We start from the raw sequence: 24,393 nt of genomic DNA, 5'->3' as shown, positions 1-24,393 counted from the left end.
TTTATTGATTTGATTTTTGGTTTTGCAATTCGAGATCAAAATTCGTGTTTCACAATCATCCTTTGGAAACGTAAGATGTGTATAAAAAATATGAATGAAAAAAATGCCGGGAAGTCAAAGAAGCTTTCCCGGCATAAATATCTGTATTTATTTAACAAAAAATCTAGTACCGCAACTGTATCCCCTGCTCCTCAATCCAGTCTTCGAGTTCATCCTGGGAATCAGTGGCCCATTCGGAGTTGGAGCCTGCTTTGAATTCATCTTTCAGATCTTCCTGCACCAGCTCTTTTGAAAATACGGGTTTCTCGTCTGTACGGGGATCTTTCGGGTTATCTATTGGTCTTGAACTACTCATATTTTCACGTCTCCTTTACTTTTTGGAAAGAAAAAACATGACCCCTCGAGGTCATGTCTTTTCTTTTTGGTATGTCATTGAGAGGTTTTTCCTCGTTGCATTGCAGTTTGCCTTATATACAAAGCTGGGGAATGCTCCTACAAAGAGGATGTATATATAAATTGGAGTTTTATCGTTGCAAGACCATTCTTGGGGGAAACGACCGGCAACAATATAACTGCAATAACAACCAATGTTGTAGCTTAATCAAGTGTTTTTTAAAATAGCGGTATCCTTGTGTTGGAAACCGCCTTTGGTTTAGCTCTCTGATTAAGTTGGTTAAACTATATCACTTTATCACGGTAGTGTCAACAAGAAACTGGTAAATTTTTAGATAATTTGTGTATTAAAATGTGTACAACACGGTCAACTGTACGCCTGTGAGAGATTAACGGTATTGGATCAGCTCCTGGACTGATTTACGTGCCGGAGCAGTTGGGCTGACAGCCGGATGACCGATCGCAATCAGGGCAGATACATTCAGACTGTCATCGAGACCGAGAATTTCTTTTACTTGTGTTTCATCGAAGATGCCCATGACAACAGAACCGATTCCACATTCGTGTGCAGCGAGCTGGAAAGTCTGCGCAGCGATACCGGCATCAAACATTTCCCATTTATCCTTTTTGGAGGTGGAATAAGCTCCGTCCTTTTCGTAACCGCTTTTCCCCGAAACGGAAGCGAGAACAACCAGTGCCGGAGCACCAAGAATGATACCTGTATTCCATTCAAAGCCCATAACAGCTTCTCTGGCGATCCTGTCTTTGAGCGCTGTTTCTTCTATTATAATATATCTTGCTGTCTGCGTATTCTTCCAGGATGGAGCGTAGGCACTTGCTTCTACGATTTTCTCGATCACTTTATGTGAGACAGGCTCCTCTGTAAATTTGCGGATCGTTCTTCTTGTTTTGATTGCATCTAATGTATGCATAATATGCGTCCTCCTTCTATTATATATAAGATGGTGCGGGGGAAATCGAAAGACAGGCTGCATTTAGCGAAGAAGCCTATGGATCTGATACCCCACTGAATATGAGAATATTATACCGCAAAAAGAGTGTAAGCAAAATAGCACAAAAAGAGAAGTTTTTTCAAGAAAATTTTGTATGAAAAAAAGTACAAAAAATAAAATAAAATGCTTGCAAAATGCGGAAACATCGGGTATACTAAAAAAGCTGTGACATGATAGCAAAGAAGCGCGAGGTTGCTGCCGAGAAGAATGGCAGGTTTTCCGTGGAGCGAATGTCAAGTTAGGAAACTGGCGACAAGTCACTGTACGAAATCATAACAGCTGCTGAGATGCAGTAACAACGTGTGAGTTTCTCACGACACACACGGGGAAGTGTACAGTCACCGCTTGTCGTACTGAGGTTTAAGTACGAAAAGGAGGCGACTTTTTTTATGGCAAGTCAAATAATGAGAATCACATTGAAGGCATATGATCATCAGCTTGTAGATGCATCTGCCAAGAAAATTATCGAAACTGTAAAGAAAAATGGAGCAAAGGTTAGCGGACCGGTACCGCTTCCGACTAAGAAGGAAGTTGTAACAATCTTAAGAGCGGTTCACAAATACAAAGATTCCAGAGAACAGTTCGAACAGAGAACTCATAAGAGACTGATCGATATCATTGCACCGACACAGAAGACTGTAGATGCTCTGTCAAGACTGGAAATGCCAGCTGGTGTATACATCGATATCAAAATGAAGAACAAATAAGTTCTAATAAATTAAAACACAGTAGTTCCTAATATTTAGGATGAACACCCGTAAGGGCGTTCCGCTGTAAATCACAGGAGGTAAAATAAAATGAAGAAAGCTATCTTAGCTACCAAAGTCGGAATGACTCAAATCTTCAACGAAGATGGAGTACTTACTCCGGTAACTGTTCTTCAGGCTGGACCATGTGTTGTAACACAGATCAAAACCGTTGAAAATGACGGATACAGCGCAGTTCAGGTTGGATACGTTGATAAGAAAGAAAAAATTGTTAACGTTGACAAGAACGGAAAGAAAGAAATCGTGCACAGACACGGTGTTACAAAAGCTGAAAAAGGACACTTTGACAAAGCTGGAGTAACAGGAAAGAGATTCGTAAGAGAATTCAAATTCGAGAACGCTGATGAATATCAGTTAGCTCAGGAAATTAAAGCAGATATCTTTGAGGCTGGCGACAAAGTAGACGCAACAGCTATTTCCAAAGGTAAAGGATTCCAGGGTGCTATCAAGAGACACAACCAGCACAGAGGACCTATGGCTCACGGTTCTAAGTTCCATCGTCATGCTGGTTCCAACGGTGCTGCATCTGACCCGAGTAAAGTATTCAAGGGCAAAAAGATGCCAGGACACATGGGAGCAAAGAAGATTACAATTCAGAACCTTGAAATCGTAAGAGTAGACGTTGAAAACAACCTTCTTCTGGTTAAAGGCGCAGTTCCGGGACCAAAGAAATCTCTTGTAACGATTAAAGAATCTGTAAAATCTATCTAAGATTGGCACTAGGAAAGGAGGAACATACAGATGGCAAACGTATCTGTTTACAATATCGAAGGTAAAGAAGTTGGAACAATCGACTTAAACGATGCTGTATTCGGTGTAGAAGTAAACGAACACCTTGTACACATGGCAGTTGTAAGCCAGCTTGCAAATAAACGTCAGGGAACACAGAAAGCGAAAACTCGTTCAGAAGTTTCCGGCGGCGGAAGAAAACCATGGAGACAGAAAGGTACCGGTCATGCAAGACAGGGATCTACAAGAGCTCCGCAGTGGACAGGCGGTGGAGTAGTATTTGCTCCGACACCGAGAGATTACTCTTTCAAACTTAACAAGAAAGAAAGAAGAGCAGCTCTCAAATCCGCTCTGACATCAAGAGTAGAAGAAAAGAAATTCATCGTTGTTGACGAAATCAACTTCGACGAGATCAAGACAAAGAAATTCCAGGATGTTCTTAACAACCTGTCAGTATCCAAAGCTCTCGTAGTTCTGGAAGACGGAAACAAGAACGCAGAACTTTCAGCTAGAAACATTGCTGATGTTAAAACTGCTAAGACAAACACAATCAATGTGTATGACATCCTGAAGTACAATACAGTAATCGCAACTAAGGCTGCTGTACAGGCAATCGAGGAGGTGTACGCATAATGGCAAACATTCAGTATTATGATGTAATCCTTAAACCGGTAGTAACCGAAAAGACAATGGCTCTTATGGCTGACAAGAAATACACATTCCTTGTACACACAGAAGCTAATAAGACTCAGATCAAAGAAGCTGTAGAAAAAATGTTCCCAGGAACAAAAGTTGCTGGCGTTAACACGATCAACATGGATGGAAAGAACAAACGAGTTCGCGGAACCATGACATTCGGAAAAACAGCTAAGACAAAGAAAGCAATCGTTCAGCTGACAGAAGAATCAGCAGAGATCGAAATTTTCCAGGGACTGTAAGAAACTGGAACCTAAACGGTGCAAATCCGTGACAAAAATAACTAGCAAAATGCGAAAGGAGATAGAGTAATGGGAATTAAAACATACCGCCCATATACACCTTCCAGAAGACATATGACCGGCTCTGATTTCTCAGAAATCACAAAAACAACACCGGAGAAATCTTTAGTAGTTTCTCTGAGCAAGACTGCCGGACGTAACAATCAGGGTAAAATCACTGTTAGACACCGCGGAGGCGGAGTTAAGAGAAAATATAGAGTAATCGACTTCAAACGTAAAAAAGACGGAATTCCGGCAACTGTAATCGGAATCGAATACGATCCGAACAGAAGTGCTAACATCGCACTTATCTGCTACGCTGATGGAGAAAAAGCTTACATCATCGCACCAGAAGGACTTACAGACGGAATGAAGGTTATGAACGGACCAGAAGCAGAAGTAAGAGTAGGAAACTGCCTGCCGCTTTCAGCTATCCCGGTTGGTACACAGGTTCATAACATTGAGCTTCATCCTGGAAAAGGCGGACAGATGGTTCGTTCAGCAGGAAACAGCGCACAGCTCATGGCTAAAGAAGGAAAGTACGCAACACTTCGTCTTCCTTCAGGAGAAATGAGAATGGTTCCGATCGAATGCCGCGCATCAGTTGGTGTTGTTGGAAATGGCGATCACAACCTTGTAAACATTGGTAAAGCAGGACGTAAACGTCACATGGGTATCAGACCTACAGTTCGTGGTTCCGTTATGAACCCGAATGATCATCCGCATGGTGGTGGTGAAGGTAAGACTGGAATCGGTCGTCCGGGTCCGTGCACTCCTTGGGGTAAACCGGCACTTGGTCTTAAGACTCGTAAGAAAAACAAACAGTCTAACAAGCTGATCATCAGAAGAAAAGACGGTAGAGGAATCAAATAGTTAATTTTCAAGGAGGTTAGAACCTATGGCTCGTTCACTTAAAAAAGGACCATTCGCAGACGCAAGCCTGCTTAAGAAAGTGGAAGCAATGAACGCATCAGGAGACAAGGGTGTTATCAAAACATGGTCTCGTCGTTCTACAATCTTCCCGATTATGGTTGGACATACAATCGCAGTTCATGATGGAAGAAAACATGTTCCGGTATATGTAACAGAAGATATGGTTGGACACAAACTCGGAGAGTTCGTAGCAACCAGAACATACAGAGGACATGGAAAAGACGAAAAGAAATCGAAAGTTAGATAATATTTAACGTATTGAAAGGAGGTTTCATCCCATGGCAAAAGGACATAGAAGTCAAATTAAGAGAGAAAGAAATGCAAACAAGGACACCAGACCTTCAGCTAAGTTATCTTACGCCAGAGTTTCTGTTCAGAAAGCATGCTTCGTATTAGATGCCATCAGAGGTAAGGATGTAACAACAGCGCTTGGTATTTTAACATACAATCCAAGATACGCTTCAAGCATTATAAAGAAATTATTGGAATCAGCTATCGCAAATGCTGAGAATAACAACGGTATGAGTGTTGAAAACCTTTATATTGAGGAATGCTACGCAAATAAAGGACCAACAATGAAGAGAATCAGACCGAGAGCACAGGGCAGAGCTTACAGAATCGAAAAGAGAATGAGTCATATTACACTTGTGCTTAATGAAAGATAAGGAGGGCAATAATGGGACAGAAAGTTAATCCTCATGGCTTAAGAGTCGGTGTTATCAAAGACTGGGACTCTAAATGGTATGCAGAAAAAGATTTTGCTGACTATTTAGTAGAAGATCATAAAATCAGAAAATTTCTGAAGAATAAATTATACAGCGCAGGAGTTTCTAAGATTGAAATCGAAAGAGCTTCTGATCGTGTTAAGATCATCGTTTATACTGCTAAACCGGGTGTTGTAATCGGTAAAGGCGGTTCTGAGATCGAAAAAGTAAAAGCTGAACTTCAGAAAATGACAGATAAGAAAGTTATCGTTGACATCAAAGAAGTAAAAAGACCTGACAAAGATGCTCAGCTCGTTGCTGAAAACATCGCACAGCAGCTGGAAAATCGTATTTCCTTCCGTCGTGCAATGAAATCTTGCATGTCAAGAACTATGAAATCAGGAGCACTTGGTGTTAAGACATCCGTATCCGGACGTCTCGGCGGAGCTGATATGGCTCGTACAGAGTTCTACAGCGAAGGAACTATTCCGCTTCAGACACTGAGAGCAGACATTGACTATGGCTTCGCTGAAGCAGACACAACTTACGGAAAAGTTGGTGTTAAGGTATGGATTTACAAAGGCGAAGTACTTCCAACAAAGGCAGGTAAGGAAGGGAGCGATAAATAATGTTAATGCCAAAAAGAGTAAAACGTAGAAAACAGTTCCGTGGCTCCATGAAAGGTAAAGCATTAAGAGGAAACAAGATCACAAACGGTGAATATGGTCTTGTAGCAATGGAACCATGTTGGATCAGATCTAACCAGATTGAAGCTGCCCGTATCGCTATGACACGTTACATCAAACGTGGTGGTAAGGTTTGGATCAAGATCTTCCCTGATAAACCAGTAACAACGAAACCGGCTGAGACACGTATGGGTTCTGGAAAAGGAACTCTTGAATACTGGGTAGCTGTAGTTAAGCCAGGACGTGTAATGTTCGAACTTGCAGGAGTACCTGAAGAAGTTGCGAAAGAAGCATTACGTCTTGCTATGCACAAATTACCATGTAAATGTAAAATCGTTTCTCGTGCAGACTTAGAAGGCGGTGATAACAGTGAAAATTAAGACATTTGTAGAAGATTTAAAAGCAAAATCTGTTGCAGAATTAAATGAAGAATTAGTAGCTGCTAAAAAGGAACTCTTCAATCTGAGATTCCAGAACGCAACAAATCAGTTAGATAATACAAGCAGAATCAAAGAAGTAAGAAAGAATATCGCAAGAATCCAGACAGTGATCACAGAAAAAAGCCAGAATGCTTAATTAGGTGATATTCAGAAAGGAGTATAACCGTGGAAAGAAACCTGAGAAAAACGAGAGTTGGTAAGGTTGTAAGCAACAAGATGGACAAAACAATCGTCGTTGCAGTAGAAGACCATGTAAAACATCCGCTTTACAATAAGATCGTAAAAAGAACTTACAAACTGAAAGCGCATGATGAAAATAATGAATGCAATATTGGTGATAGAGTAAAAGTTATGGAGACAAGACCGTTATCTAAAGATAAGAGATGGAGACTTGTTGAAATCGTAGAAAAAGTTAAATAATTTGACTTTGATAAAAGTATAAGGAGGTTTACCTGCATGATACAGCAAGAAAGCAGATTAAAAGTAGCAGATAATACAGGTGCTAAAGAATTACTCTGTATCCGTGTATTAGGCGGTTCTACAAGAAGATATGCAGCTATCGGTGATGTAATCGTTGCTTCGGTTAAAGATGCAACACCAGGCGGCGTTGTTAAAAAAGGTGATGTCGTTAAGGCTGTAGTTGTTCGTACTGTAAACAGCACTCGTCGTAAAGATGGATCATACATCAGATTCGATGAAAACGCTGCTGTTATTATTAAAGATGACAAAAACCCAAAAGGAACTCGTATTTTTGGACCTGTAGCCAGAGAACTTCGTGAGAAACAGTTTATGAAAATTGTTTCACTGGCTCCGGAAGTACTGTAAGGAGGTTCGAGTATGTCAACAATGAAGATCAAAAAAGGCGACACCGTTAAAGTTATCGCTGGAAAAGATAAAGACAAAGAAGGCAAAGTAATCGCAGTAGATCAGAAAAACGGTACAGTCCTGGTAGAAGGCGTTAACATGAGAACAAAACATGCTAAACCAAGCGCTTCTAATCCGGAAGGTGGAATCCTTCATCAGGAAGGACCGATCGATGCATCTAACGTAATGTATGTTCACAAGGGAAAAGCTACAAGAGTAGGCTTCAAACTTGATGGAGACAAAAAAGTACGTGTTGCAAAATCAACAGGCGAAGTAATTGATTAGTTCTAGGAAGGAGGTCAAAGGCTTTGAGTAGACTTAAAGAACAGTACCAGAACGAGATCATTGACGCAATGATCAAGAAATTTGGTTATAAGAATATTATGGAAGTGCCGAAGCTCGACAAAGTTGTTATCAACATGGGCGTTGGCGAAGCAAAAGACAATGCAAAAGCATTAGACTCAGCTGTAGCTGATATGGAAAAGATCACTGGACAGAAAGCAGTTCTGACCAGAGCTAAAAATTCAGTAGCTAACTTCAAGATCCGTGAAGGAATGGCTATCGGATGCAAAGTTACTTTAAGAGGAGAAAAGATGTATGAGTTCGTTGATCGTCTCATCAACCTTGCACTGCCTCGTGTACGTGACTTCAGAGGAGTTAATCCGAACGCATTCGACGGAAGAGGTAACTACGCTCTTGGTATCAAAGAGCAGCTTATCTTCCCGGAAATCGAATATGATAAAGTAGATAAGGTTAGAGGTATGGATGTTATCTTCGTAACAACTGCTAACACAGACGAAGAAGCACGTGAATTGTTAACACAGTTCAACATGCCATTCACAAAATAAGGAGGAAATTTTCATGGCAAAGACAGCAATGAAACTGAAACAGCAGCGCAAACAGAAATTCTCTACTAGAGAATATAATCGTTGCAGAATCTGTGGACGTCCACATGCATATTTAAGAAAATATGGAATCTGCCGTGTATGCTTCCGTGAACTGGCATACAAAGGTGAAATTCCGGGCGTAAAGAAAGCAAGTTGGTAGAAAAGGAGGATAATCCACAATGACTATGAGTGATCCAATTGCAGATATGCTTACAAGAATTCGTAACGCAAACACTGCAAAACATGATACAGTAGATGTTCCGGCTTCAAAGATGAAGATTGCTATCGCTGACATTCTTGTTAACGAAGGATACATCACAAAATATGATATCGTTGAAGAAGGAAACTTCAATACAATCCGCATCACATTAAAATATGGTGCAGATAAGAACGAAAAAGTTATTTCTGGAATCAAAAAGATTTCTAAACCAGGTCTTCGTGTTTACGCTGGTAAAGACGAACTTCCGAGAGTACTTGGAGGACTTGGAACTGCAATCATCTCTACAAACCAGGGCGTGATTACAGACAAAGAAGCAAGAAAGCTCGGCGTAGGCGGAGAAGTTCTTTGCTTCGTATGGTAATAACCAGATAAAATGGAGAAAACGAATGGAATCATGTTTCTGTGATTTCATTCGATACTCAATAAATTGCAACTGAAAACAGAGCAGCCAAAAGGTGCTGTTCCGAAAATGTAAGTGTAGGAGGTAAAGGGTATGTCACGTATCGGAAGACATCCAGTAGCGATCCCGGCAGGCGTAACTGTTGAAATCGCAGAGAACAATGTAGTGACTGTAACAGGTCCTAAGGGAACTCTCGTAAGAGAACTTCCAGTTGAAATGGAAATCAAAAAAGAAGGCGAAGAAGTTATCGTAACAAGACCGAACGATCTCAAGAAGATGAAATCTCTTCATGGTCTTACAAGAACACTGATCAACAACATGGTAATCGGTGTTACTGAAGGATATGAAAAAGTTCTTGAAGTAAACGGTGTAGGTTACAGAGCTTCCAAATCTGGAAACAAATTAACATTGAATTTGGGATACTCTCACCCGGTTGAGATGGAAGATCCGGAAGGAATCGAAACTGTTCTTGACGGACAGAACAAAATCATCGTTAAGGGAATCAGTAAAGAAAAAGTTGGCCAGTACGCAGCTGAAATCAGAGATAAGAGAAGACCGGAACCTTATAAGGGCAAGGGAATCAAATATGCTGATGAAGTTATCAGACGTAAAGTTGGTAAAACTGGTAAAAAATAAGTAAGGAGAGTGTGAACAAATGGTTAGTAAGAAATCAAGAAGCGAAGTTCGTGTAAATAAACATAGAAAACTGCGTAACCGTTTCAGTGGTACAGCTGAAAGACCGCGTCTCGCTGTGTTTAGAAGTAATAATCATATGTATGCTCAGATTATTGACGATACAGTTGGAAACACTCTGGTTTCCGCTTCCACTCTTCAGAAAGATGTGAAAGCTGAACTGGAAAAAACCAACAACGTTGAAGCAGCAGCATACCTTGGAACAGTAATTGCAAAGAAAGCAATCGAGAAAGGTATCACTTCTGTTGTATTTGACAGAGGAGGATTTATCTATCACGGAAAAATCAAAGCATTAGCAGACGCAGCAAGAGAAGCTGGTTTGAATTTCTAGAAGGAGGACGGACACATGAAACAGGAACGTATTGATGCTAATCAGTTAGAACTTACCGAAAAAGTAGTATCAATCAAACGTGTTACCAAAGTTGTTAAGGGTGGTCGTAACATGAGATTCACAGCTTTAGTAGTTGTTGGCGACGGAAACGGCCATGTTGGTGCAGGTTTAGGAAAAGCAGCTGAAATTCCGGAAGCAATCCGCAAAGGAAAAGAAGATGCTATGAAGAAACTTATCAAAGTTACTTTAGATGAAAATGAAAGTATTACACATGATTATATTGGAAAATTCGGAAGTGCTTCTGTACTTCTGAAGAAAGCTCCGGAAGGTACTGGTGTTATCGCAGGTGGACCGGCTCGTGCCGTAATCGAACTTGCAGGTATCAAGAACATCCGTACAAAATCTCTCGGATCTAACAATAAACAGAACGTAGTACTTGCTACTATCGAAGGTTTAAGTCAGCTGAAAGCTCCAGAAGACGTAGCTAAACTTCGCGGTAAAACTGTAGAAGAGATCTTAGGCTAGGGAGGAGATTACAATGGCAAATTTAAAAATCACATTAGTAAAATCAACAATCGGTGCTGTTCCGAAACACAGAAGAACAGTAGAAGCATTAGGCCTTAAGAAGGTTAATAAGACAGTTGTCCTTCCGGATAACGCTGCAACCAGAGGAATGGTTCAGCAGGTAAGACATCTGGTAAAAGTAGAAGAAGAAGCATAAATCTTAGATAGGAGGTGTCACAATGGACTTATCTAATTTAAGACCGGCTGACGGATCAAAACATAGTGATAATTTCAGAAGAGGTCGTGGACACGGCTCAGGAAATGGTAAGACTGCTGGTAAGGGACACAAAGGTCAGAAAGCTCGTTCCGGAGCTCCGAGACCAGGTTTCGAAGGTGGACAGATGCCATTATACAGACGTATTCCTAAGAGAGGTTTCACTTGCAGAAACTCTAAGGAAATCGTTGGAATCAATGTCAGTGCTCTCGAAGTATTTGACAACGATGCAGTAGTTTCAGTTGAAACTCTGATTGAAGCAGGAATCGTAAAACATGCCAGAGATGGTGTTAAAATTCTTGGAAATGGAGAGTTAACCAAAAAGCTTACTGTTCAGGCAAATGCATTCAGCGCAGGTGCTGTAGAAAAGATTGAAGCTGTTGGTGGAAAAGCAGAGGTGATCTAATGCTACAAACATTCCGTAAAGCATTTCAGATTGAAGACATACGGAGAAAAATATTGTATACCCTTGCAATGTTGTTTGTAGTAAGACTCGGATCTCAGCTTCCGACACCGGGAGTTGATCCGACCTATATTCAGAATTTCTTTGCGAACCAGACCGGTGATTCGTTTAACTTCTTTAACGCTTTCACCGGTGGTTCGTTTGAGACAATGTCCATCTTTGCATTGAGTATTACCCCGTATATCACATCTTCCATTATCATCCAGCTTCTTACGATTGCAATTCCGAAACTTGAGGAAATGCAGAAAGAAGGAGAAGATGGAAGGAAGAAGCTTACTGCATTAACTCGCTATGTGACAGTTGTGCTTGCTCTGATCGAATCTACTGCTATGGCTGTCGGATTTGGACGTCAGGGACTTCTGGAAAAGTTCAATTTTGTAAATGCTGCAATTGTAGTTCTTACATTAACTGCAGGATCTGCATTCCTTATGTGGATCGGGGAACGAATTACAGAAAAAGGAGTGGGAAATGGTATTTCTATCGTCCTGCTCATTAACATTTTATCACGTATTCCAAGTGATATGACTTCACTGTATGAGAAGTTCATCAGTGGCAAAGGTCTTGCCAGTGGAGGACTTGCAGCGATCATTATCATTGCAATCATTCTCGTACTTGTAGTATTTACGGTAATACTTCAGGATGCGGAGAGACGAATTCCGGTTCAGTATTCGCAGAAAGTACAGGGAAGAAAATCAGTAGGTGGACAGTCAACGAACATTCCGCTGAAGGTTAATACCGCCGGAGTAATTCCGGTTATTTTCGCTTCATCTATTATGCAGTTCCCGGTTGTTATTGCTTCATTTATGGGCAAGGGCAACGGAAAAGGCATCGGAAGTGAAATCCTCAGAGGCTTAAGTTCAGGAAACTGGTGTAATCCGGATAAGATTTACTATTCCTGGGGACTTATAGTATATATCGTACTTACGATTTTCTTTGCATATTTCTATACGAGCATTACTTTTAACCCGTTGGAAATTGCAAATAATATGAAAAAAAGCGGTGGATTTATCCCAGGTATCAGACCAGGAAAACCTACTGTGGACTACTTAAATAAGATATTGAATTATATTATCTTTATTGGTGCATGCGGACTTGTAATTGTACAGGTAATTCCGTTTGTGTTCAATGGTGTGTTTGGAGCGAATGTATCATTCGGTGGAACTTCCCTGATCATTATCATCGGTGTTGTTCTTGAGACACTCAAACAGATTGAGTCTCAGATGCTCGTTCGTAATTACACAGGATTTTTGAATGTCAAAGGAAAATCTATGAAAAATAGTTTTCTTGGATATTAAAACAATTGTAGCCCGTTGTCTTTTAGAGTATAATCAAAGACAACGGGCTCTTTTGCCATTATGACATTTGAAGGAGGAATAGTAAAATGAAAATCATTATGTTAGGTGCTCCTGGTGCAGGAAAAGGTACACAGGCAAAAAAAATTGCCGCTAAGTACGGAATTCCTCATATTTCAACAGGAGATATTTTCCGCGCAAATATTAAGAACGGAACAGAACTTGGAAAGAAAGCGAAGACTTATATGGATCAGGGACTTCTTGTTCCGGATGAACTGGTCGTAGATCTGGTTGTAGACCGTGTGAGTCAGGATGACTGTACGAAGGGATATGTACTGGACGGTTTTCCACGTACAATTCCACAGGCTGAGGCGCTTGATAAGGCACTGGAAGCGAAGGGACAGAAGATGGACTATGCAATCGATGTAGATGTTCCGGACGAAAATATTGTAAAGCGTATGGGTGGAAGACGCGCATGCGTAGGATGTGGCGCAACTTACCATCTTGTATATGCAGCACCGAAGAAAGACGGAATCTGTGATGTCTGCGGAGGAGAACTGATCCTTCGTGATGATGACAAACCGGAGACAGTTGAAAAGAGACTGCATGTATATCATGAACAGACACAGCCGCTGATCGATTATTATACAAAAGCGGGAATTCTGAAAAGCGTTGATGGAACAGTGGATATGGAAGATGTATTCGGAGCCATTGTTTCTATATTAGGAGAGTAACAGATGCCGATTACGATTAAATCAGAAAGAGAAATTGAACTGATGACAGAAGCCGGAAGGATTCTGGGGATCGTACATAAGGAACTGGAGAAGGCATTAAAACCAGGAATGAGTACACTGGATATCGATGCATTAGGTGAAGAAGTTATTCGCAGCTATGGCTGCGAACCTTCTTTTCTGAATTACAATGGATATCCGGCGTCTATCTGTGTTTCTGTAAATGATGAAATCGTTCACGGGATCCCGTCAGCAAAGCATATCATAAAAGAAGGTGATATCGTGAGCCTGGACGCAGGAGTGATCTACAAAGGTTACCATTCTGATGCTGCGAGGACACATGCTGTCGGCGAGATCAGACCGGATCTTCAGAAACTGATCGATGTAACGCGGGAAAGCTTTTTCGAAGGAATAAAGTTCGCAAAAGAAGGCAATCATCTATATGATATATCCAGAGCGATCGGTGAGTATGCGGAAAGCTTTGGATACGGTGTTGTCAGGGAACTGTGCGGACATGGAATAGGGACCGGTCTTCATGAGTCACCGGAGATTCCGAATTTCCAGATGCGAAGAAGAGGACCGAAACTGAAAGCCGGAATGACACTGGCAATTGAGCCGATGATCAATCTCGGAACTGAGCGGATCCGCTGGATGAGTGATAACTGGACAGTGGTGACGGCAGACGGAAAAGCATCAGCACATTATGAAAATACAATTCTGATCACAAAAGACGAACCGAAGATCCTGTCGATTGCAGATGGAAATGTATAACAGAACAGAGGAACAGAAAATGGATAGATGGGAAACAGGAATGCTTGCGAAATCTCTGGCCGGTCATGATAAAGATAAGGTATATGTGATCGTCGGACTGGATGAACAGTATACATATCTTGCAGACGGGGAGAGGAAAACGCTTCAGAGTCCAAAGAAAAAGAAAAAGAAACATGTACAGCTCATTAGAGAAAAACATGAGATTTCCGAAGCGGATGATGTAAAGCTGAAACGGATATTAAAAGAATATAAGATGTCAGAAAAGAAGGAGGACAAATAAATGTCTAAAGCAGATGTAATTGAAATCGAAGGAACAGTAGTAGAAAAACTTCCGAATGCCATGTTTCAGGTAGAACTGGAAAATGGACATCAGGTACTTGCTCATATCAGCGGAAAGCTGCGTATGAACTTTATCAAAATTTTACCGGGTGACAAAGTTACTCTGGAACTGTCACCATACGATTTATCTAAAGGAAGAATTATCTGGAGAGATAAATAAAATATTACTTGACAAAACCAAAAGCCAGGTGATATAATTTTATGCGAACTGTGCGAAGGACTTTTTTTGCGCACAGGGGGAAAATGCAGACCAGGCAAGGTATGAAAGGAGGATTTGACGTGAAGGTTAGATCATCAGTAAAACCGATTTGCGAAAAATGCAAAGTTATCAAGAGAAAAGGAAGCGTCAGAATTATCTGCGAGAATCCGAAACATAAACAGCGTCAGGGATAGGCATTTTACACTTAATGAAAGCAAGCCTTCAGGCGCAGCTTGAATTTAGTGTAAAAGCCGCTCCCAAGCCTTAGTGACGACGAGCCGTAGGCGACAGAGGAACTTAGGCGCACGGAGCAGCGAAAGACAGATTTATGTAAACTTAATTAGGCGGCTGATAGAGGATACGCCAGGGTGTGTGTAGAGCGCTATCCACTATTTAATATACATGAACACCACGGGCAAGTGGTTTCTAGTATATTGCTTAAAAACCGGCGGTCATTAGCCGAGAGATCGGTTGCCGGAAAGGATGCGGATACCGAACCGCATCTGGGCTGGGATATCGGACGTATCTGAGGCATTGGATACATTTTGAAAAGTCCGGTAGGGCTCTTTTTGATAACGGGATGCCCGCAGCCTCATTATAGGACAATGTGAAACCAAAAAAAGAAAGAAAATGGAGGAAATCACAAATGGCTCGTATTGCAGGTGTAGATTTACCAAGAGACAAACGTGTAGAAATCGGATTGACTTATATCTATGGAATCGGAAGAACAAGTGCAACCCGTATTCTCGCAGAAGCAGGAGTTAATCCTGATACTCGCTGCAGAGATCTTACAGACGACGAAGTTAAAAAGATCAGTGCAGTGATCGATGAAACTCAGACTGTTGAAGGTGATCTTAGAAGAGAGATCGCTCTTAACATCAAGAGACTTCAGGAAATCGGATGCTATAGAGGAATCCGTCACAGAAAAGGACTTCCGGTTCGTGGTCAGAAGACAAAGACCAATGCAAGAACAAGAAAAGGTCCTAAGAGAACAGTAGCAAACAAGAAGAAATAATTTCGACAAATAATAAATAAGGAAAGTGTAGGTTAGTTTAAATGGCTAAGAAAGTTACAAAAAAAGTGACAAAAAAACGTGTCAAGAAAAACGTTGAACGCGGACAGGCACATATCCAGTCATCTTTCAATAATACAATCGTTACTTTGACAGATGCACAGGGAAATGCTTTATCATGGGCAAGTGCCGGTGGTCTTGGTTTTAGAGGTTCAAGAAAATCTACTCCATACGCAGCTCAGATGGCAGCTGAAACAGCAGCTAAAGCAGCTCTGCCGCATGGTCTTAAATCAGTAGACGTATTCGTAAAAGGACCAGGTTCAGGAAGAGAAGCAGCAATCCGTGCTCTTCAGGCATGCGGAATTGATGTAACAAGCATCAGAGACGTAACACCGGTACCACACAATGGATGCCGCCCGCCGAAGAGAAGAAGAGTCTAGTCGAATTATTATAGGAGGATACGAACATGGCAGTAAATAGAGTCCCGGTTCTTAAAAGATGCCGTTCCCTTGGAATGGATCCGGTATATCTTGGAATTGATAAAAAGTCTAACAGACAGTTAAAGAGATCCAATAGAAAAATGAGCGAGTATGGTCTTCAGTTACGTGAAAAACAGAAAGCTAAATTCATCTATGGTGTATTAGAAAAACCGTTCCTGAACTACTTCAAGAAAGCAGATCAGATGAGCGGAATGACAGGTGAAAACCTGATGGTTCTTCTTGAATCAAGACTGGATAACGTAGTATTCCGTCTTGGATTTGCAAGAACAAGACGTGAAGCAAGACAGATCGTTGATCACAAACAGGTTCTTGTTAACGGAAAACAGGTTAACATCCCTTCTTACCTCATCAAAGCTGGTGACGTAATCGAAATCAAAGAAGGCAAAAAGTCTTCACAGAGATACAAAGATATCGTAGAAGTTACAGGCGGACGTCTTGTTCCGGAATGGCTTGAATCAGATATCGAAAACCTGAAAGGAACAGTTAAAGAACTTCCTACTCGTGAAGCAATCGATGTTCCAGTTGACGAAATGATGATCGTCGAGTTATATTCTAAATAGAACGCATTTATATAAAATGCAATACTTAACGGACCTGATTTCTGGGTTCGTTAAGGTTCTGTTAGGAAATATCCTGTTTTTTATCGAAAACAGGACAAAAACTGACACCCTCAACATACAAAAACCCATAAGGAGGGACTAAAATAGTGTTTGATTTTAATAAACCTAATATTGAAATTGCAGAGATTTCAGATGATAAGAAGTATGGCAGATTTGTTGTAGAACCACTCGAAAGAGGATATGGTACAACACTTGGAAACTCTCTGAGAAGAATTATGCTTTCTTCTCTGCCGGGAGCTGCAATCAGCCAGATTAAAATCGACGGAGTATTGCATGAGTTCAGTTCTATTCCGGGCGTAAAGGAAGACGTAACTGAAATTATCATGAACTTAAAAACACTCGCAATTAAGAATTCTTCCGAGACAGATGAGCCGAAGACAGCTTACATCGAATTTGAGGGAGAGGGCGTAGTTACAGCTGCTGATATTCAGGCAGATTCTGATATTGAAATCATGAATCCGGAAACTGTAATCGCTACACTTAACGGTGGTGCAGACAGCAAGCTTTATATGGAACTGACTATCACAAAGGGAAGAGGATATGTAGGTTCTGATAAGAATAAGACAGAAGATATGCCGATTGGTGTGATTCCGATCGACTCTATCTATACACCGGTTGAGCGTGTAAATCTTACAGTTCAGAATACTCGTGTCGGACAGATTACCGATTATGATAAACTCACACTTGATGTTTATACAAATGGTACTCTTGCACCGGATGAAGCAGTCAGCCTTGCTGCAAAAGTATTAAATGAACATCTCAAGCTCTTTATTGATCTTTCTGAAGTTGCTCAGTCAGCGGAAGTTATGATTGAAAAGGAAGACGATGAAAAAGAAAAAGTTCTTGAAATGAGTATTGATGAACTTGAACTTTCTGTTCGTTCATACAACTGTCTGAAGAGAGCAGGAATCAATACTGTAGAAGAACTTACAAACAGAACATCAGAAGATATGATGAAAGTTCGTAACCTTGGACGTAAATCTCTTGAAGAAGTTCTTGCTAAATTAAAAGAACTTGGTCTTGAACTCAGCCAGGGAGACGAATAAGAAGTTCCCGTTTCGCATGTGAATACAGGCAGAAACACTGACACACGATCTGGCTAGTAAGCCCGATGAAAGCATAACCAGATGGCATATCCGCAGTAAGACCGAAGGTGCATGCCGGTATGTCCCGAATAATGGAGGATTAAAAAAATGGCAAAGTATAGAAAACTTGGAAGAACAGCAAGTCAGAGAAAAGCATTACTGAGAAATCAGGTAACAATGCTTCTTCAGCACGGAAAAATCAGAACAACAGAAGCTAAAGCTAAAGAAATCCGTAAGATCGCAGAAGGTCTTATCGCTTCAGCTGTAAAAGAAAAAGATAACTTCGAAGAAGTTACAATCAAAGCTAAAGTTGCTAAGAAAGATGCAGAAGGCAAGAGAGTTAAAGAAGTAGTAGATGGTAAGAAAGTTACTGTATACGAAGAAGTTGAAAAGACAATCAAAAAAGACAATCCGTCAAGACTTCATGCAAGACGTCAGATGCTGAAAGTACTTTACCCTGTAACAGAAGTTCCGACTGCTGCAGCTGGAAAGAAGAAAAATACAAAAGAAGTTGATCTGGTAGACAAACTGTTTACAGAGATCGCTCCTAAGTATGCAGACCGCAACGGCGGATACACAAGAATCATCAAAATTGGACAGCGTAAAGGTGACGCTGCAATGGAAGTTATTCTTGAGCTTGTATAATCAAATGAGATCGAAAGCCACAGGCATTTATGCCTGTGGCTTTTTGTGTATATAGTGAGCCGGCCTGCTCGATTTCTACCTTTCTTTCTGATAAAAGTCAGTGTATAATAGAAAACATCTGAAAAGAATGTCCTTTAGCAGACGTGAAGGAGGAACGACATGGGACGTGTAGGACGATTTATTTTAAAGGTTGCGGCAGTATTGATATTGATTGTATCGGCGGGTACATTTGCACTTTCTTTGTTTACAGGAGAGACCAGAAATGGGGATAATCTGCAAAGCGAGTTTGATTATCTGATCACAGTGGGAATTTCACAGAGTGGAGAAGAAAGCTCATGGAAGGATGCAAATACAGCGTCTTTTATGGATACATTTGTCAAATCAAACGGCTATGAAGCGGTGTATGCAGATGCAGGTAGCGATCAGGAAAAACAGATTGAAGATGTGGAAGGATTTATAAAACAGGGCGTGGACTATATCATTCTGAATCCGATTTCAGAAATTGGCTGGGATGATGTGTTGGAAGATGCGAAAAAGGCACATATTCCTGTAATCCTTGTAAATAATGGTATTGATACGGATGACAGCAGCCTTTATTCGTGCATGCTTGGAAGTGATTACGGTAAACAGATGAAAAAGGCAGGAAAATGGCTGGATGAATATCTGAAAGAAGAGGACGAGAAAAAGGCAGAGGAAGAAAAGGCGGCTGCTGATGCACAGAGAGAAGCAGAACAGACGGAAAGTGAAGCGGTAGAGGATTCGGCGGAGGATTCTCAGAAAATGGATAGTAAGGCGTCAGATAGTTCCAAAGCGACAGATAGCAAAACATCAGTGGATGGTTCTAAAACAACCGATAGCAGTTCAAATATATCGGGCAACACCAGGACTGAGTCATCAGACAGCAGTACATCTATTCTGAATAAGATTATAAAAGGTAGTTCGTCAGCGAAAGACCAGACGGATTCGACAGAGGAGGAGCAGACAGAAGAAGACATTACCATCAAGATTGCCGCGATTCAGGAATCCATCGGCTCGGAAGAGCAGCTGACGAGAGCACAGGGATATCAGACTATGCTGGAGAAGTATTCGGACTGGGAGATGGTGGCACAGCAGACCGGTGACAATTCCAGAGAAGAGGCACAGAAAGTCATGAAACTGTTTCTTGAGCAGGAACCGGATTTACGGGTAGTGTTTGCAGAGAGTGACGAGATGGCACTGGGAGCCATCGATGCGATCGAGGAATCCGTAAAGACCTGCGGAGAGGATGGAGATATTATTGTGATTTCATTTGGGGGAAGCAAAGCAGGGATCGAAGCTGTAAAAGAAGGTAAATTGAATGTAACCTTTGAATGCAATCCAAACCAGGGACCGAAAGCGGCAGAACTGATCCAGAGACTGGAATCCGATATTTCCATTGATAAGGAACAGTACGTGGAAGAAACATATTTCGATACAACTATGGATTTGGATGAAATTATAGACAACAGAACATATTAAAGGCAGGAAAGAGAAATGATAAAAGTATTTTTGGTTGAGGATGAAATTATTATCAGAAACGGGATTAAGAACAGTATTGACTGGGAAATGCATGGATATGACTTTGTCGGAGAGGCAAGTGATGGAGAACTTGCGTTACCGATGATTCTTGAAAAGAAACCAGACATCCTGATCACGGATATTAAGATGCCTTTTATGGATGGACTGGAACTCAGTGAGCAGGTAAAAAAAGCACTTCCGGCTACGAAAATTATGATTCTGAGTGGATACAATGAGTTTGATTATGCAAAGATGGCAATCAAGATCGGTGTAACCGATTACCTTCTCAAGCCAATTTCTTCAGAAAAATTGTTGGAGGCAGTTAACAAAGTAGCAGAAGAAATTCGGAAAGAGCAAAGTGAAAAAGAGCAGATGAATCAATATGCCCGTGAAATGCAGGAAAACAAAGAAAGAGAAAAGTTTCAGTTTTTCAATCAGGTGTTTGCAGGAAGTATGCCATTTGGAGAATGCCTGGAGCAGGGAAAGCAGCTGGGAATTGAAATAAGTGCAGAGGGATATTGTGTGATTCTCTTTAAGATCATTATGATCGATCATCCGATGGATTATAACGAGGATATTGTAAGTGCAACTGAAGATATAGAAAATCTGAGTGAGCAGACAGAAAAGCTCCTGTGGTTCCGGAGAGGTGTAGAAGGATGGGGATTTATTGCACAGGGAGCTATTGGGGAAGAACTGACTGCAAGAGCTCAGACGTTTAGGGGAGATCTTGAAAAAGTTCTGGAAAAATATAAAAATCTGGGATATTTTGGAGGAATTGGAAGTCAGGTGGGGCGGTTCAGTGAGATTAAAAAATCCTACAATGATGCAAACAGAGCCTTTGCAGAGCGTTTTTCAAGAAGCTTGAGCCAGTTTGTGAGTTATTTAGAGGTTCATTAGGTGGGGGTTCAGAATGACGTTGAGATGCACAGACTCGGAACCATGGCGGAGAACCGGAAAATGCTGGAGCGTTTCCTGAAGACAGGAACAGAAAATGAAGTAAATAGTTTTATGGATGCATATTTTGATGCAGTTGGTGAGCAGAACCTGCAGTCGATGATGCTGAGACAGTATATTGTAATGGATACCTTTATCAGCGTCCAAAGTCTGGGAGACAGTCTGAACATTGAAAAAGAAGATATTGAAAGGGAGCTTGGCGATGTACGGGAGGTATCGCAGTATGTGCAGGAACTGGGGGCAACGAGAAAATATCTGGAAAATATAGTCAGACGAATGATCCGGTTAAGAGAGCAGGCATCGGGCAGACGCTATTCAGAAATTATCGAAAAAGCGAGAGATTATATCGGACAGAATTATATGTCAGAGAATATTTCACTGAACCTGGTGGCTGCGAGTGTCAACATCAGTCCGAGCTATTTTAGCTCTTTGTTTAGTCAGGAGGTTGGCTCAACCTTTGTAGAATATCTGACGGGCGTCCGTATGGAAAAAGCAAAAGAGCTTCTGATGTGTTCGGATAAGAGGACATCGGACATCGGATATGAGGTGGGATACAAGGATTCCCATTATTTCAGCTACATATTCAAAAAGACACAGGGATGTTCGCCGAAGGAATTCCGTTCAAGAGGAAGGGGATAGAATATGAAGGTGAAATATAAGAACTGGTCGATCAATAAGAAACTGCTTTCCATTTCGCTGTCAGCATTTCTGCCGATGGTAATTCTGGCCGCCTATCTGATCGTGTCTTTAAATAATGCGGCATCAGCCTATTCTGAGATTACAAAAAGTGTTGCCTATGCCAACCGTTATGTGAAAGACTTTAAAAGCCGGCTGGATTACAGCATGTATCTTGCTGTGGTAAGTAATATGCAGCTTAAGGAGGTCGGAGATGGAGTTACGACGGTAAACGGAGTAGTGACGGTGAATCCATACGACTATATTACGGAGATGGAAGAGGCGTGTGATAAGATGACGCAAAATGCGACGGTTCCGCTTAACCAGTCACAGGCAAGACGTATTAAAAATTCACTGTCTTCACTCCGTTATTGTGTACAGGATCTGGATAAACAGATTAAAGAACGGACTCCTTATGATGAGAGAATGGAATATTTTAACAGTAATGTCAAAGATCTGACGACACTGGTACAGGCCGGAATCCAGGACTATGTTTATCTGGAAACATCTAATTTTGTGACAGTACAGACAGAGTTGAACCGGAATAACCGTCATTCAACGATGCTGGCAATCGGGGTGGCGATCGTTGCAATGAGCATTTCTCTGTTGTTAAGCGGACGGGCTTCCAGAAGTGTGACCAGACCGATCCATGATTTGTGTAATCTGACTGAAAAGGTCGCCGGTGGAGATTTCTCTGTAAAAACACAGGTTGAAACGGGAGATGAGATTGCAGTACTCACACGAAGCTTTAATGATATGACGGAAGAGATCGGAATTCTGGTAGATGATATCCGGAAGAAACAGGAGAATCTCAGAATCATTGAGAATCGGCTTCTGCAGGAGCAGATCAATCCACATTTTCTTTATAACACGCTTGATGCAATTGTATGGCTTGCTGAAGAAAACAAAAGCGCAGAGGTCGTAAAAATGGTAACTTCCCTTTCCGATTTCTTCCGCACAACTTTGAGCAAAGGACATGATTACATTACTGTGAAGGAAGAGAGAACCCATATCGAGAGTTATCTGGAGATCCAGCAGTTCCGGTATCAGGATATTCTGGATTATGAGATCCGGATGAATGAGGAGATCTATGGTTATATCATACCGAAACTGACACTTCAGCCCCTGGTTGAAAATGCACTTTATCATGGAATTAAGAATAAGCGTGGAAAAGGGAAAATCCTGATCACCGGGGAAAAACAGGGGGATAAGATCATTTTCCAGGTTGTTGATAATGGAAAAGGAATGACGGAAGAGGAGCTGAACAATCTCCGGAAAAAGATGGCAGGAACAGATACAGGAAATGAGGAAAAGGGCTTTGGTGTGTCAAATGTCAATCAGAGAATCAAGTATTATTACGGGGATGAATACGGAGTGTTCTTTGAAAGTAAGGAAAATGAAGGTACGAATGCAACGATCATTATAGCAGCGAAAAATATTCAACCTCCATCATAAAAAATCCTACTTTTTTGCTGAAAAGTGGAAGATTTTTAACAAATAAAGGAAAAATGTCCGTTTAAAAATTATATATTTTTTATTATTATAAGTACATCAAGAGGTTGAGGAAACCCAATAAAGGAGGAACATGTAAAATGAAAAAAAGAAAAGTGTTAGCAGTATTGTTATGTGCAGCGATGACAGCAGCTTTAGCAGTTGGATGCGGTGGAAGTAAAGGATCTGACAGCAGCGAAAAGAGCAGTGATTCATCAAGCTCATCCGATGATGTGATCACAGTAGGTTTTTCACAGGTAGGTGCGGAATCTGACTGGCGTACAGCAAACTCTCAGTCAATGAAAGACACATTCAGCAAAGAAAACGGATATGACCTGATCTTTGATGATGCTCAGCAGAAACAGGAGAACCAGATCACAGCAATCCGTAACTTCATCCAGCAGGAGGTTGATTACATCCTTCTTGCACCTGTTACAGAGACAGGATGGGATACAGTTCTTCAGGAAGCAAAAGATGCAGACATCCCGGTAATCATCGTTGACCGTATGGTTGATGTATCTGATGACAGCCTTTACACAACATGGATCGGAACCGATGCTCTTTGCGAAGGCCGTAAAGCAGCTGAATGGCTGAACGGATTTGCAGAAGCAAAAGGAATCGCAGCATCTGATATCCATATCGCTGATATCCAGGGAACAATCGGCTCTACAGCTCAGATCGGACGTACAAAAGGTCTTGAAGAAGGCGTTGACAAATACGGATGGGATCTTGTAGCTCAGCAGACAGGTGAATTTACACAGGCTAAAGGTCAGGAAGTTATGGAGTCTATGCTGAAACAGTATGACAACATCAACGTAGTATACTGCGAGAATGATAACGAAGCATTCGGAGCAATCGACGCAATTGAAGCAGCTGGTAAGACAGTTGGATCTGATATCACAAACGGCGAAATCATGGTAATTTCTTTCGATACAACACATGCAGGACTTCAGGATGTTCTTGACGGAAAGATCGAATGTGACGTTGAGTGTAACCCACTTCACGGACCACGTGCTGAAGAACTTATCAAAAAACTTGAAGCTGGCGAAGACGTTGAAAAACTGAACTATGTAGATGAAGAAATCTTTGCTAAAGATGACACAGTTAAATCTGTAAAAGCTACAAACAGCTTAGACGAAGAAAAAGATTTTGATGTAACACCACTTACACAGGATATTCTTGACGGACGTGCATACTAAGATGCAGTAGGAGAGTCGGATACATCATCTGACAGACACATAAGGGTGAACTAATAGAGAGGCGTG

General features: G+C 41.2%; 39 protein-coding genes. 37 read left to right on the top strand and 2 right to left on the bottom strand.

Annotated features, from left to right (window positions below):
- Positions 1–163 precede the first annotated feature (163 nt).
- Together ACYQ5K_RS00550 and ACYQ5K_RS00545 are read right to left on the bottom strand one after the other, a co-directional pair.
- Positions 164–355, bottom strand: coding sequence for a hypothetical protein (locus ACYQ5K_RS00550; RefSeq protein WP_117834853.1), 192 nt, complete (start codon positions 353–355; stop codon positions 164–166).
- A gap of 427 nt (positions 356–782) precedes the next feature.
- Complete coding sequence (locus ACYQ5K_RS00545) at positions 783–1,325, bottom strand: nitroreductase family protein (RefSeq protein WP_459777159.1); 543 nt, start codon at positions 1,323–1,325, stop codon at positions 783–785.
- Positions 1,326–1,795: 470 nt separating this feature from the next.
- Between ACYQ5K_RS00545 and rpsJ the strand changes: the two genes are divergently transcribed.
- The 37 genes from rpsJ (at position 1,796) to ACYQ5K_RS00360 (ending at position 24,327) form a co-directional block, all read left to right on the top strand.
- Positions 1,796–2,113, top strand: coding sequence for a 30S ribosomal protein S10 (gene rpsJ / locus ACYQ5K_RS00540; protein WP_195230272.1), 318 nt, complete (start codon positions 1,796–1,798; stop codon positions 2,111–2,113).
- A 90-nt stretch (positions 2,114–2,203) separates the two neighbouring features.
- A complete protein-coding gene (gene rplC / locus ACYQ5K_RS00535) occupies positions 2,204–2,884 on the top strand; it encodes a 50S ribosomal protein L3 (protein WP_173687304.1) in 681 nt (226 codons plus the stop codon).
- A 30-nt stretch (positions 2,885–2,914) separates the two neighbouring features.
- Positions 2,915–3,535 (top strand): 50S ribosomal protein L4, encoded by a 621-nt coding sequence (gene rplD, locus ACYQ5K_RS00530; RefSeq protein ID WP_008372524.1) that lies wholly within the window; start codon positions 2,915–2,917, stop codon positions 3,533–3,535.
- The gene (gene rplW / locus ACYQ5K_RS00525; RefSeq protein ID WP_008372525.1) at positions 3,535–3,840 is read left to right on the top strand and encodes a 50S ribosomal protein L23; all 306 of its coding nucleotides are present in this window, start codon (positions 3,535–3,537) and stop codon (positions 3,838–3,840) included. Before rplD ends, rplW begins: the two co-directional genes overlap by 1 nt.
- Before the next feature lie 69 nt (positions 3,841–3,909).
- Positions 3,910–4,752: a 50S ribosomal protein L2 gene (rplB, locus tag ACYQ5K_RS00520; RefSeq protein WP_055261675.1), complete on the top strand. Its 843-nt coding sequence runs from the start codon at positions 3,910–3,912 to the stop codon at positions 4,750–4,752.
- 25 nt (positions 4,753–4,777) lie between these two features.
- Positions 4,778–5,059 carry a 30S ribosomal protein S19 gene (rpsS, locus tag ACYQ5K_RS00515; RefSeq protein WP_008372528.1) on the top strand — a complete coding sequence of 94 codons (282 nt, stop codon included), beginning with the start codon at positions 4,778–4,780 and terminating at the stop codon, positions 5,057–5,059.
- Positions 5,060–5,090: 31 nt separating this feature from the next.
- Positions 5,091–5,477 carry a 50S ribosomal protein L22 gene (gene rplV, locus ACYQ5K_RS00510; protein WP_008372530.1) on the top strand — a complete coding sequence of 129 codons (387 nt, stop codon included), beginning with the start codon at positions 5,091–5,093 and terminating at the stop codon, positions 5,475–5,477.
- A gap of 11 nt (positions 5,478–5,488) precedes the next feature.
- Positions 5,489–6,145, top strand: coding sequence for a 30S ribosomal protein S3 (gene rpsC / locus ACYQ5K_RS00505; protein ID WP_008372532.1), 657 nt, complete (start codon positions 5,489–5,491; stop codon positions 6,143–6,145).
- Entirely contained in the window at positions 6,145–6,582 is a 438-nt protein-coding gene (gene rplP, locus ACYQ5K_RS00500; RefSeq protein ID WP_008372535.1) for a 50S ribosomal protein L16, read from the top strand. The genes rpsC and rplP overlap by 1 nt, the downstream gene beginning before the upstream one ends.
- Positions 6,572–6,778, top strand: a complete 207-nt coding sequence (gene rpmC, locus ACYQ5K_RS00495) for a 50S ribosomal protein L29 (RefSeq protein WP_008372537.1) — start codon at positions 6,572–6,574, stop codon at positions 6,776–6,778. The genes rplP and rpmC overlap by 11 nt, the downstream gene beginning before the upstream one ends.
- Positions 6,779–6,807: 29 nt before the next feature.
- On the top strand, positions 6,808–7,062 hold the full coding sequence (gene rpsQ / locus ACYQ5K_RS00490; RefSeq protein ID WP_022220191.1) for a 30S ribosomal protein S17: 255 nt from the start codon (positions 6,808–6,810) through the stop codon (positions 7,060–7,062).
- Between the two features lie 36 nt (positions 7,063–7,098).
- Positions 7,099–7,467 (top strand): 50S ribosomal protein L14, encoded by a 369-nt coding sequence (rplN, locus tag ACYQ5K_RS00485; RefSeq protein ID WP_008372541.1) that lies wholly within the window; start codon positions 7,099–7,101, stop codon positions 7,465–7,467.
- Between the two features lie 12 nt (positions 7,468–7,479).
- Positions 7,480–7,791, top strand: a complete 312-nt coding sequence (rplX, locus tag ACYQ5K_RS00480) for a 50S ribosomal protein L24 (RefSeq protein ID WP_022220190.1) — start codon at positions 7,480–7,482, stop codon at positions 7,789–7,791.
- A 23-nt stretch (positions 7,792–7,814) separates the two neighbouring features.
- Positions 7,815–8,354 carry a 50S ribosomal protein L5 gene (gene rplE / locus ACYQ5K_RS00475; protein WP_008372545.1) on the top strand — a complete coding sequence of 180 codons (540 nt, stop codon included), beginning with the start codon at positions 7,815–7,817 and terminating at the stop codon, positions 8,352–8,354.
- A gap of 13 nt (positions 8,355–8,367) precedes the next feature.
- Positions 8,368–8,553, top strand: coding sequence for a type Z 30S ribosomal protein S14 (locus ACYQ5K_RS00470; RefSeq protein WP_008372546.1), 186 nt, complete (start codon positions 8,368–8,370; stop codon positions 8,551–8,553).
- Between the two features lie 19 nt (positions 8,554–8,572).
- Complete coding sequence (gene rpsH / locus ACYQ5K_RS00465) at positions 8,573–8,974, top strand: 30S ribosomal protein S8 (protein WP_008372548.1); 402 nt, start codon at positions 8,573–8,575, stop codon at positions 8,972–8,974.
- Between the two features lie 132 nt (positions 8,975–9,106).
- Positions 9,107–9,649 (top strand): 50S ribosomal protein L6, encoded by a 543-nt coding sequence (gene rplF / locus ACYQ5K_RS00460; RefSeq protein WP_173687305.1) that lies wholly within the window; start codon positions 9,107–9,109, stop codon positions 9,647–9,649.
- Between the two features lie 19 nt (positions 9,650–9,668).
- Entirely contained in the window at positions 9,669–10,037 is a 369-nt protein-coding gene (gene rplR / locus ACYQ5K_RS00455; RefSeq protein WP_008372552.1) for a 50S ribosomal protein L18, read from the top strand.
- A 15-nt stretch (positions 10,038–10,052) separates the two neighbouring features.
- Complete coding sequence (rpsE, locus tag ACYQ5K_RS00450; protein ID WP_055297548.1) at positions 10,053–10,562, top strand: 30S ribosomal protein S5; 510 nt, start codon at positions 10,053–10,055, stop codon at positions 10,560–10,562.
- Between the two features lie 13 nt (positions 10,563–10,575).
- On the top strand, positions 10,576–10,758 hold the full coding sequence (rpmD, locus tag ACYQ5K_RS00445; RefSeq protein ID WP_008372557.1) for a 50S ribosomal protein L30: 183 nt from the start codon (positions 10,576–10,578) through the stop codon (positions 10,756–10,758).
- A gap of 22 nt (positions 10,759–10,780) precedes the next feature.
- Positions 10,781–11,221 (top strand): 50S ribosomal protein L15, encoded by a 441-nt coding sequence (gene rplO / locus ACYQ5K_RS00440; RefSeq protein WP_008372558.1) that lies wholly within the window; start codon positions 10,781–10,783, stop codon positions 11,219–11,221.
- On the top strand, positions 11,221–12,573 hold the full coding sequence (gene secY, locus ACYQ5K_RS00435; protein ID WP_173687306.1) for a preprotein translocase subunit SecY: 1,353 nt from the start codon (positions 11,221–11,223) through the stop codon (positions 12,571–12,573). The genes rplO and secY overlap by 1 nt, the downstream gene beginning before the upstream one ends.
- A gap of 86 nt (positions 12,574–12,659) precedes the next feature.
- Positions 12,660–13,304 carry an adenylate kinase gene (locus tag ACYQ5K_RS00430; protein WP_173687307.1) on the top strand — a complete coding sequence of 215 codons (645 nt, stop codon included), beginning with the start codon at positions 12,660–12,662 and terminating at the stop codon, positions 13,302–13,304.
- 3 nt (positions 13,305–13,307) lie between these two features.
- Positions 13,308–14,072 carry a type I methionyl aminopeptidase gene (gene map / locus ACYQ5K_RS00425; protein ID WP_173687308.1) on the top strand — a complete coding sequence of 255 codons (765 nt, stop codon included), beginning with the start codon at positions 13,308–13,310 and terminating at the stop codon, positions 14,070–14,072.
- Between the two features lie 19 nt (positions 14,073–14,091).
- Positions 14,092–14,352, top strand: a complete 261-nt coding sequence (locus ACYQ5K_RS00420; RefSeq protein ID WP_173687309.1) for a KOW domain-containing RNA-binding protein — start codon at positions 14,092–14,094, stop codon at positions 14,350–14,352.
- Positions 14,353–14,571 (top strand): translation initiation factor IF-1, encoded by a 219-nt coding sequence (gene infA, locus ACYQ5K_RS00415; protein WP_004607275.1) that lies wholly within the window; start codon positions 14,353–14,355, stop codon positions 14,569–14,571. It begins immediately after the preceding gene.
- 119 nt (positions 14,572–14,690) lie between these two features.
- Positions 14,691–14,804, top strand: a complete 114-nt coding sequence (gene rpmJ, locus ACYQ5K_RS00410) for a 50S ribosomal protein L36 (RefSeq protein ID WP_005339020.1) — start codon at positions 14,691–14,693, stop codon at positions 14,802–14,804.
- 452 nt (positions 14,805–15,256) lie between these two features.
- Positions 15,257–15,625: a 30S ribosomal protein S13 gene (gene rpsM, locus ACYQ5K_RS00405; protein ID WP_022220186.1), complete on the top strand. Its 369-nt coding sequence runs from the start codon at positions 15,257–15,259 to the stop codon at positions 15,623–15,625.
- 41 nt (positions 15,626–15,666) lie between these two features.
- On the top strand, positions 15,667–16,062 hold the full coding sequence (rpsK, locus tag ACYQ5K_RS00400; protein ID WP_008372572.1) for a 30S ribosomal protein S11: 396 nt from the start codon (positions 15,667–15,669) through the stop codon (positions 16,060–16,062).
- Positions 16,063–16,088: 26 nt separating this feature from the next.
- Positions 16,089–16,682, top strand: coding sequence for a 30S ribosomal protein S4 (gene rpsD / locus ACYQ5K_RS00395; protein ID WP_022220185.1), 594 nt, complete (start codon positions 16,089–16,091; stop codon positions 16,680–16,682).
- Positions 16,683–16,828: 146 nt separating this feature from the next.
- Entirely contained in the window at positions 16,829–17,788 is a 960-nt protein-coding gene (locus ACYQ5K_RS00390) for a DNA-directed RNA polymerase subunit alpha (protein ID WP_008372575.1), read from the top strand.
- A gap of 147 nt (positions 17,789–17,935) precedes the next feature.
- Positions 17,936–18,472, top strand: a complete 537-nt coding sequence (locus ACYQ5K_RS00385; RefSeq protein ID WP_022220184.1) for a bL17 family ribosomal protein — start codon at positions 17,936–17,938, stop codon at positions 18,470–18,472.
- 159 nt (positions 18,473–18,631) lie between these two features.
- Entirely contained in the window at positions 18,632–19,969 is a 1,338-nt protein-coding gene (locus tag ACYQ5K_RS00380) for a substrate-binding domain-containing protein (RefSeq protein ID WP_178025576.1), read from the top strand.
- Between the two features lie 15 nt (positions 19,970–19,984).
- The gene (locus ACYQ5K_RS00375) at positions 19,985–20,905 is read left to right on the top strand and encodes a response regulator (RefSeq protein ID WP_459777158.1); all 921 of its coding nucleotides are present in this window, start codon (positions 19,985–19,987) and stop codon (positions 20,903–20,905) included.
- Complete coding sequence (locus tag ACYQ5K_RS00370) at positions 20,906–21,601, top strand: helix-turn-helix domain-containing protein (protein WP_459777157.1); 696 nt, start codon at positions 20,906–20,908, stop codon at positions 21,599–21,601.
- 3 nt (positions 21,602–21,604) lie between these two features.
- On the top strand, positions 21,605–23,092 hold the full coding sequence (locus ACYQ5K_RS00365) for a sensor histidine kinase (protein WP_459777156.1): 1,488 nt from the start codon (positions 21,605–21,607) through the stop codon (positions 23,090–23,092).
- A gap of 137 nt (positions 23,093–23,229) precedes the next feature.
- Positions 23,230–24,327 (top strand): ABC transporter substrate-binding protein, encoded by a 1,098-nt coding sequence (locus ACYQ5K_RS00360; RefSeq protein WP_459777155.1) that lies wholly within the window; start codon positions 23,230–23,232, stop codon positions 24,325–24,327.
- Positions 24,328–24,393 lie beyond the last annotated feature (66 nt).

This window comes from Allocoprococcus similis (assembly GCF_054660775.1).
This window is presented reverse-complemented; position numbering and strand designations above follow the sequence as displayed.

Excerpts from the sequence above, each read along its gene's own strand:
- ACYQ5K_RS00550 (WP_117834853.1), bottom strand. The coding sequence starts at position 355 with ATGAGTAGTTCAAGACCAATAGATAACCCGAAAGATCCCCGTACAGAC.
- ACYQ5K_RS00545 (WP_459777159.1), bottom strand. The coding sequence starts at position 1,325 with ATGCATACATTAGATGCAATCAAAACAAGAAGAACGATCCGCAAATTT.
- rpsJ (WP_195230272.1), top strand. The coding sequence starts at position 1,796 with ATGGCAAGTCAAATAATGAGAATCACATTGAAGGCATATGATCATCAG.
- rplC (WP_173687304.1), top strand. The coding sequence starts at position 2,204 with ATGAAGAAAGCTATCTTAGCTACCAAAGTCGGAATGACTCAAATCTTC.
- rplD (WP_008372524.1), top strand. The coding sequence starts at position 2,915 with ATGGCAAACGTATCTGTTTACAATATCGAAGGTAAAGAAGTTGGAACA.
- rplW (WP_008372525.1), top strand. The coding sequence starts at position 3,535 with ATGGCAAACATTCAGTATTATGATGTAATCCTTAAACCGGTAGTAACC.
- rplB (WP_055261675.1), top strand. The coding sequence starts at position 3,910 with ATGGGAATTAAAACATACCGCCCATATACACCTTCCAGAAGACATATG.
- rpsS (WP_008372528.1), top strand. The coding sequence starts at position 4,778 with ATGGCTCGTTCACTTAAAAAAGGACCATTCGCAGACGCAAGCCTGCTT.
- rplV (WP_008372530.1), top strand. The coding sequence starts at position 5,091 with ATGGCAAAAGGACATAGAAGTCAAATTAAGAGAGAAAGAAATGCAAAC.
- rpsC (WP_008372532.1), top strand. The coding sequence starts at position 5,489 with ATGGGACAGAAAGTTAATCCTCATGGCTTAAGAGTCGGTGTTATCAAA.
- rplP (WP_008372535.1), top strand. The coding sequence starts at position 6,145 with ATGTTAATGCCAAAAAGAGTAAAACGTAGAAAACAGTTCCGTGGCTCC.
- rplN (WP_008372541.1), top strand. The coding sequence starts at position 7,099 with ATGATACAGCAAGAAAGCAGATTAAAAGTAGCAGATAATACAGGTGCT.
- rplX (WP_022220190.1), top strand. The coding sequence starts at position 7,480 with ATGTCAACAATGAAGATCAAAAAAGGCGACACCGTTAAAGTTATCGCT.
- ACYQ5K_RS00470 (WP_008372546.1), top strand. The coding sequence starts at position 8,368 with ATGGCAAAGACAGCAATGAAACTGAAACAGCAGCGCAAACAGAAATTC.
- rpsH (WP_008372548.1), top strand. The coding sequence starts at position 8,573 with ATGACTATGAGTGATCCAATTGCAGATATGCTTACAAGAATTCGTAAC.
- rplF (WP_173687305.1), top strand. The coding sequence starts at position 9,107 with ATGTCACGTATCGGAAGACATCCAGTAGCGATCCCGGCAGGCGTAACT.
- rplR (WP_008372552.1), top strand. The coding sequence starts at position 9,669 with ATGGTTAGTAAGAAATCAAGAAGCGAAGTTCGTGTAAATAAACATAGA.
- rpsE (WP_055297548.1), top strand. The coding sequence starts at position 10,053 with ATGAAACAGGAACGTATTGATGCTAATCAGTTAGAACTTACCGAAAAA.
- rpmD (WP_008372557.1), top strand. The coding sequence starts at position 10,576 with ATGGCAAATTTAAAAATCACATTAGTAAAATCAACAATCGGTGCTGTT.
- rplO (WP_008372558.1), top strand. The coding sequence starts at position 10,781 with ATGGACTTATCTAATTTAAGACCGGCTGACGGATCAAAACATAGTGAT.
- secY (WP_173687306.1), top strand. The coding sequence starts at position 11,221 with ATGCTACAAACATTCCGTAAAGCATTTCAGATTGAAGACATACGGAGA.
- ACYQ5K_RS00430 (WP_173687307.1), top strand. The coding sequence starts at position 12,660 with ATGAAAATCATTATGTTAGGTGCTCCTGGTGCAGGAAAAGGTACACAG.
- map (WP_173687308.1), top strand. The coding sequence starts at position 13,308 with ATGCCGATTACGATTAAATCAGAAAGAGAAATTGAACTGATGACAGAA.
- ACYQ5K_RS00420 (WP_173687309.1), top strand. The coding sequence starts at position 14,092 with ATGGATAGATGGGAAACAGGAATGCTTGCGAAATCTCTGGCCGGTCAT.
- infA (WP_004607275.1), top strand. The coding sequence starts at position 14,353 with ATGTCTAAAGCAGATGTAATTGAAATCGAAGGAACAGTAGTAGAAAAA.
- rpsM (WP_022220186.1), top strand. The coding sequence starts at position 15,257 with ATGGCTCGTATTGCAGGTGTAGATTTACCAAGAGACAAACGTGTAGAA.
- rpsK (WP_008372572.1), top strand. The coding sequence starts at position 15,667 with ATGGCTAAGAAAGTTACAAAAAAAGTGACAAAAAAACGTGTCAAGAAA.
- rpsD (WP_022220185.1), top strand. The coding sequence starts at position 16,089 with ATGGCAGTAAATAGAGTCCCGGTTCTTAAAAGATGCCGTTCCCTTGGA.
- ACYQ5K_RS00385 (WP_022220184.1), top strand. The coding sequence starts at position 17,936 with ATGGCAAAGTATAGAAAACTTGGAAGAACAGCAAGTCAGAGAAAAGCA.
- ACYQ5K_RS00380 (WP_178025576.1), top strand. The coding sequence starts at position 18,632 with ATGGGACGTGTAGGACGATTTATTTTAAAGGTTGCGGCAGTATTGATA.
- ACYQ5K_RS00375 (WP_459777158.1), top strand. The coding sequence starts at position 19,985 with ATGATAAAAGTATTTTTGGTTGAGGATGAAATTATTATCAGAAACGGG.
- ACYQ5K_RS00365 (WP_459777156.1), top strand. The coding sequence starts at position 21,605 with ATGAAGGTGAAATATAAGAACTGGTCGATCAATAAGAAACTGCTTTCC.
- ACYQ5K_RS00360 (WP_459777155.1), top strand. The coding sequence starts at position 23,230 with ATGAAAAAAAGAAAAGTGTTAGCAGTATTGTTATGTGCAGCGATGACA.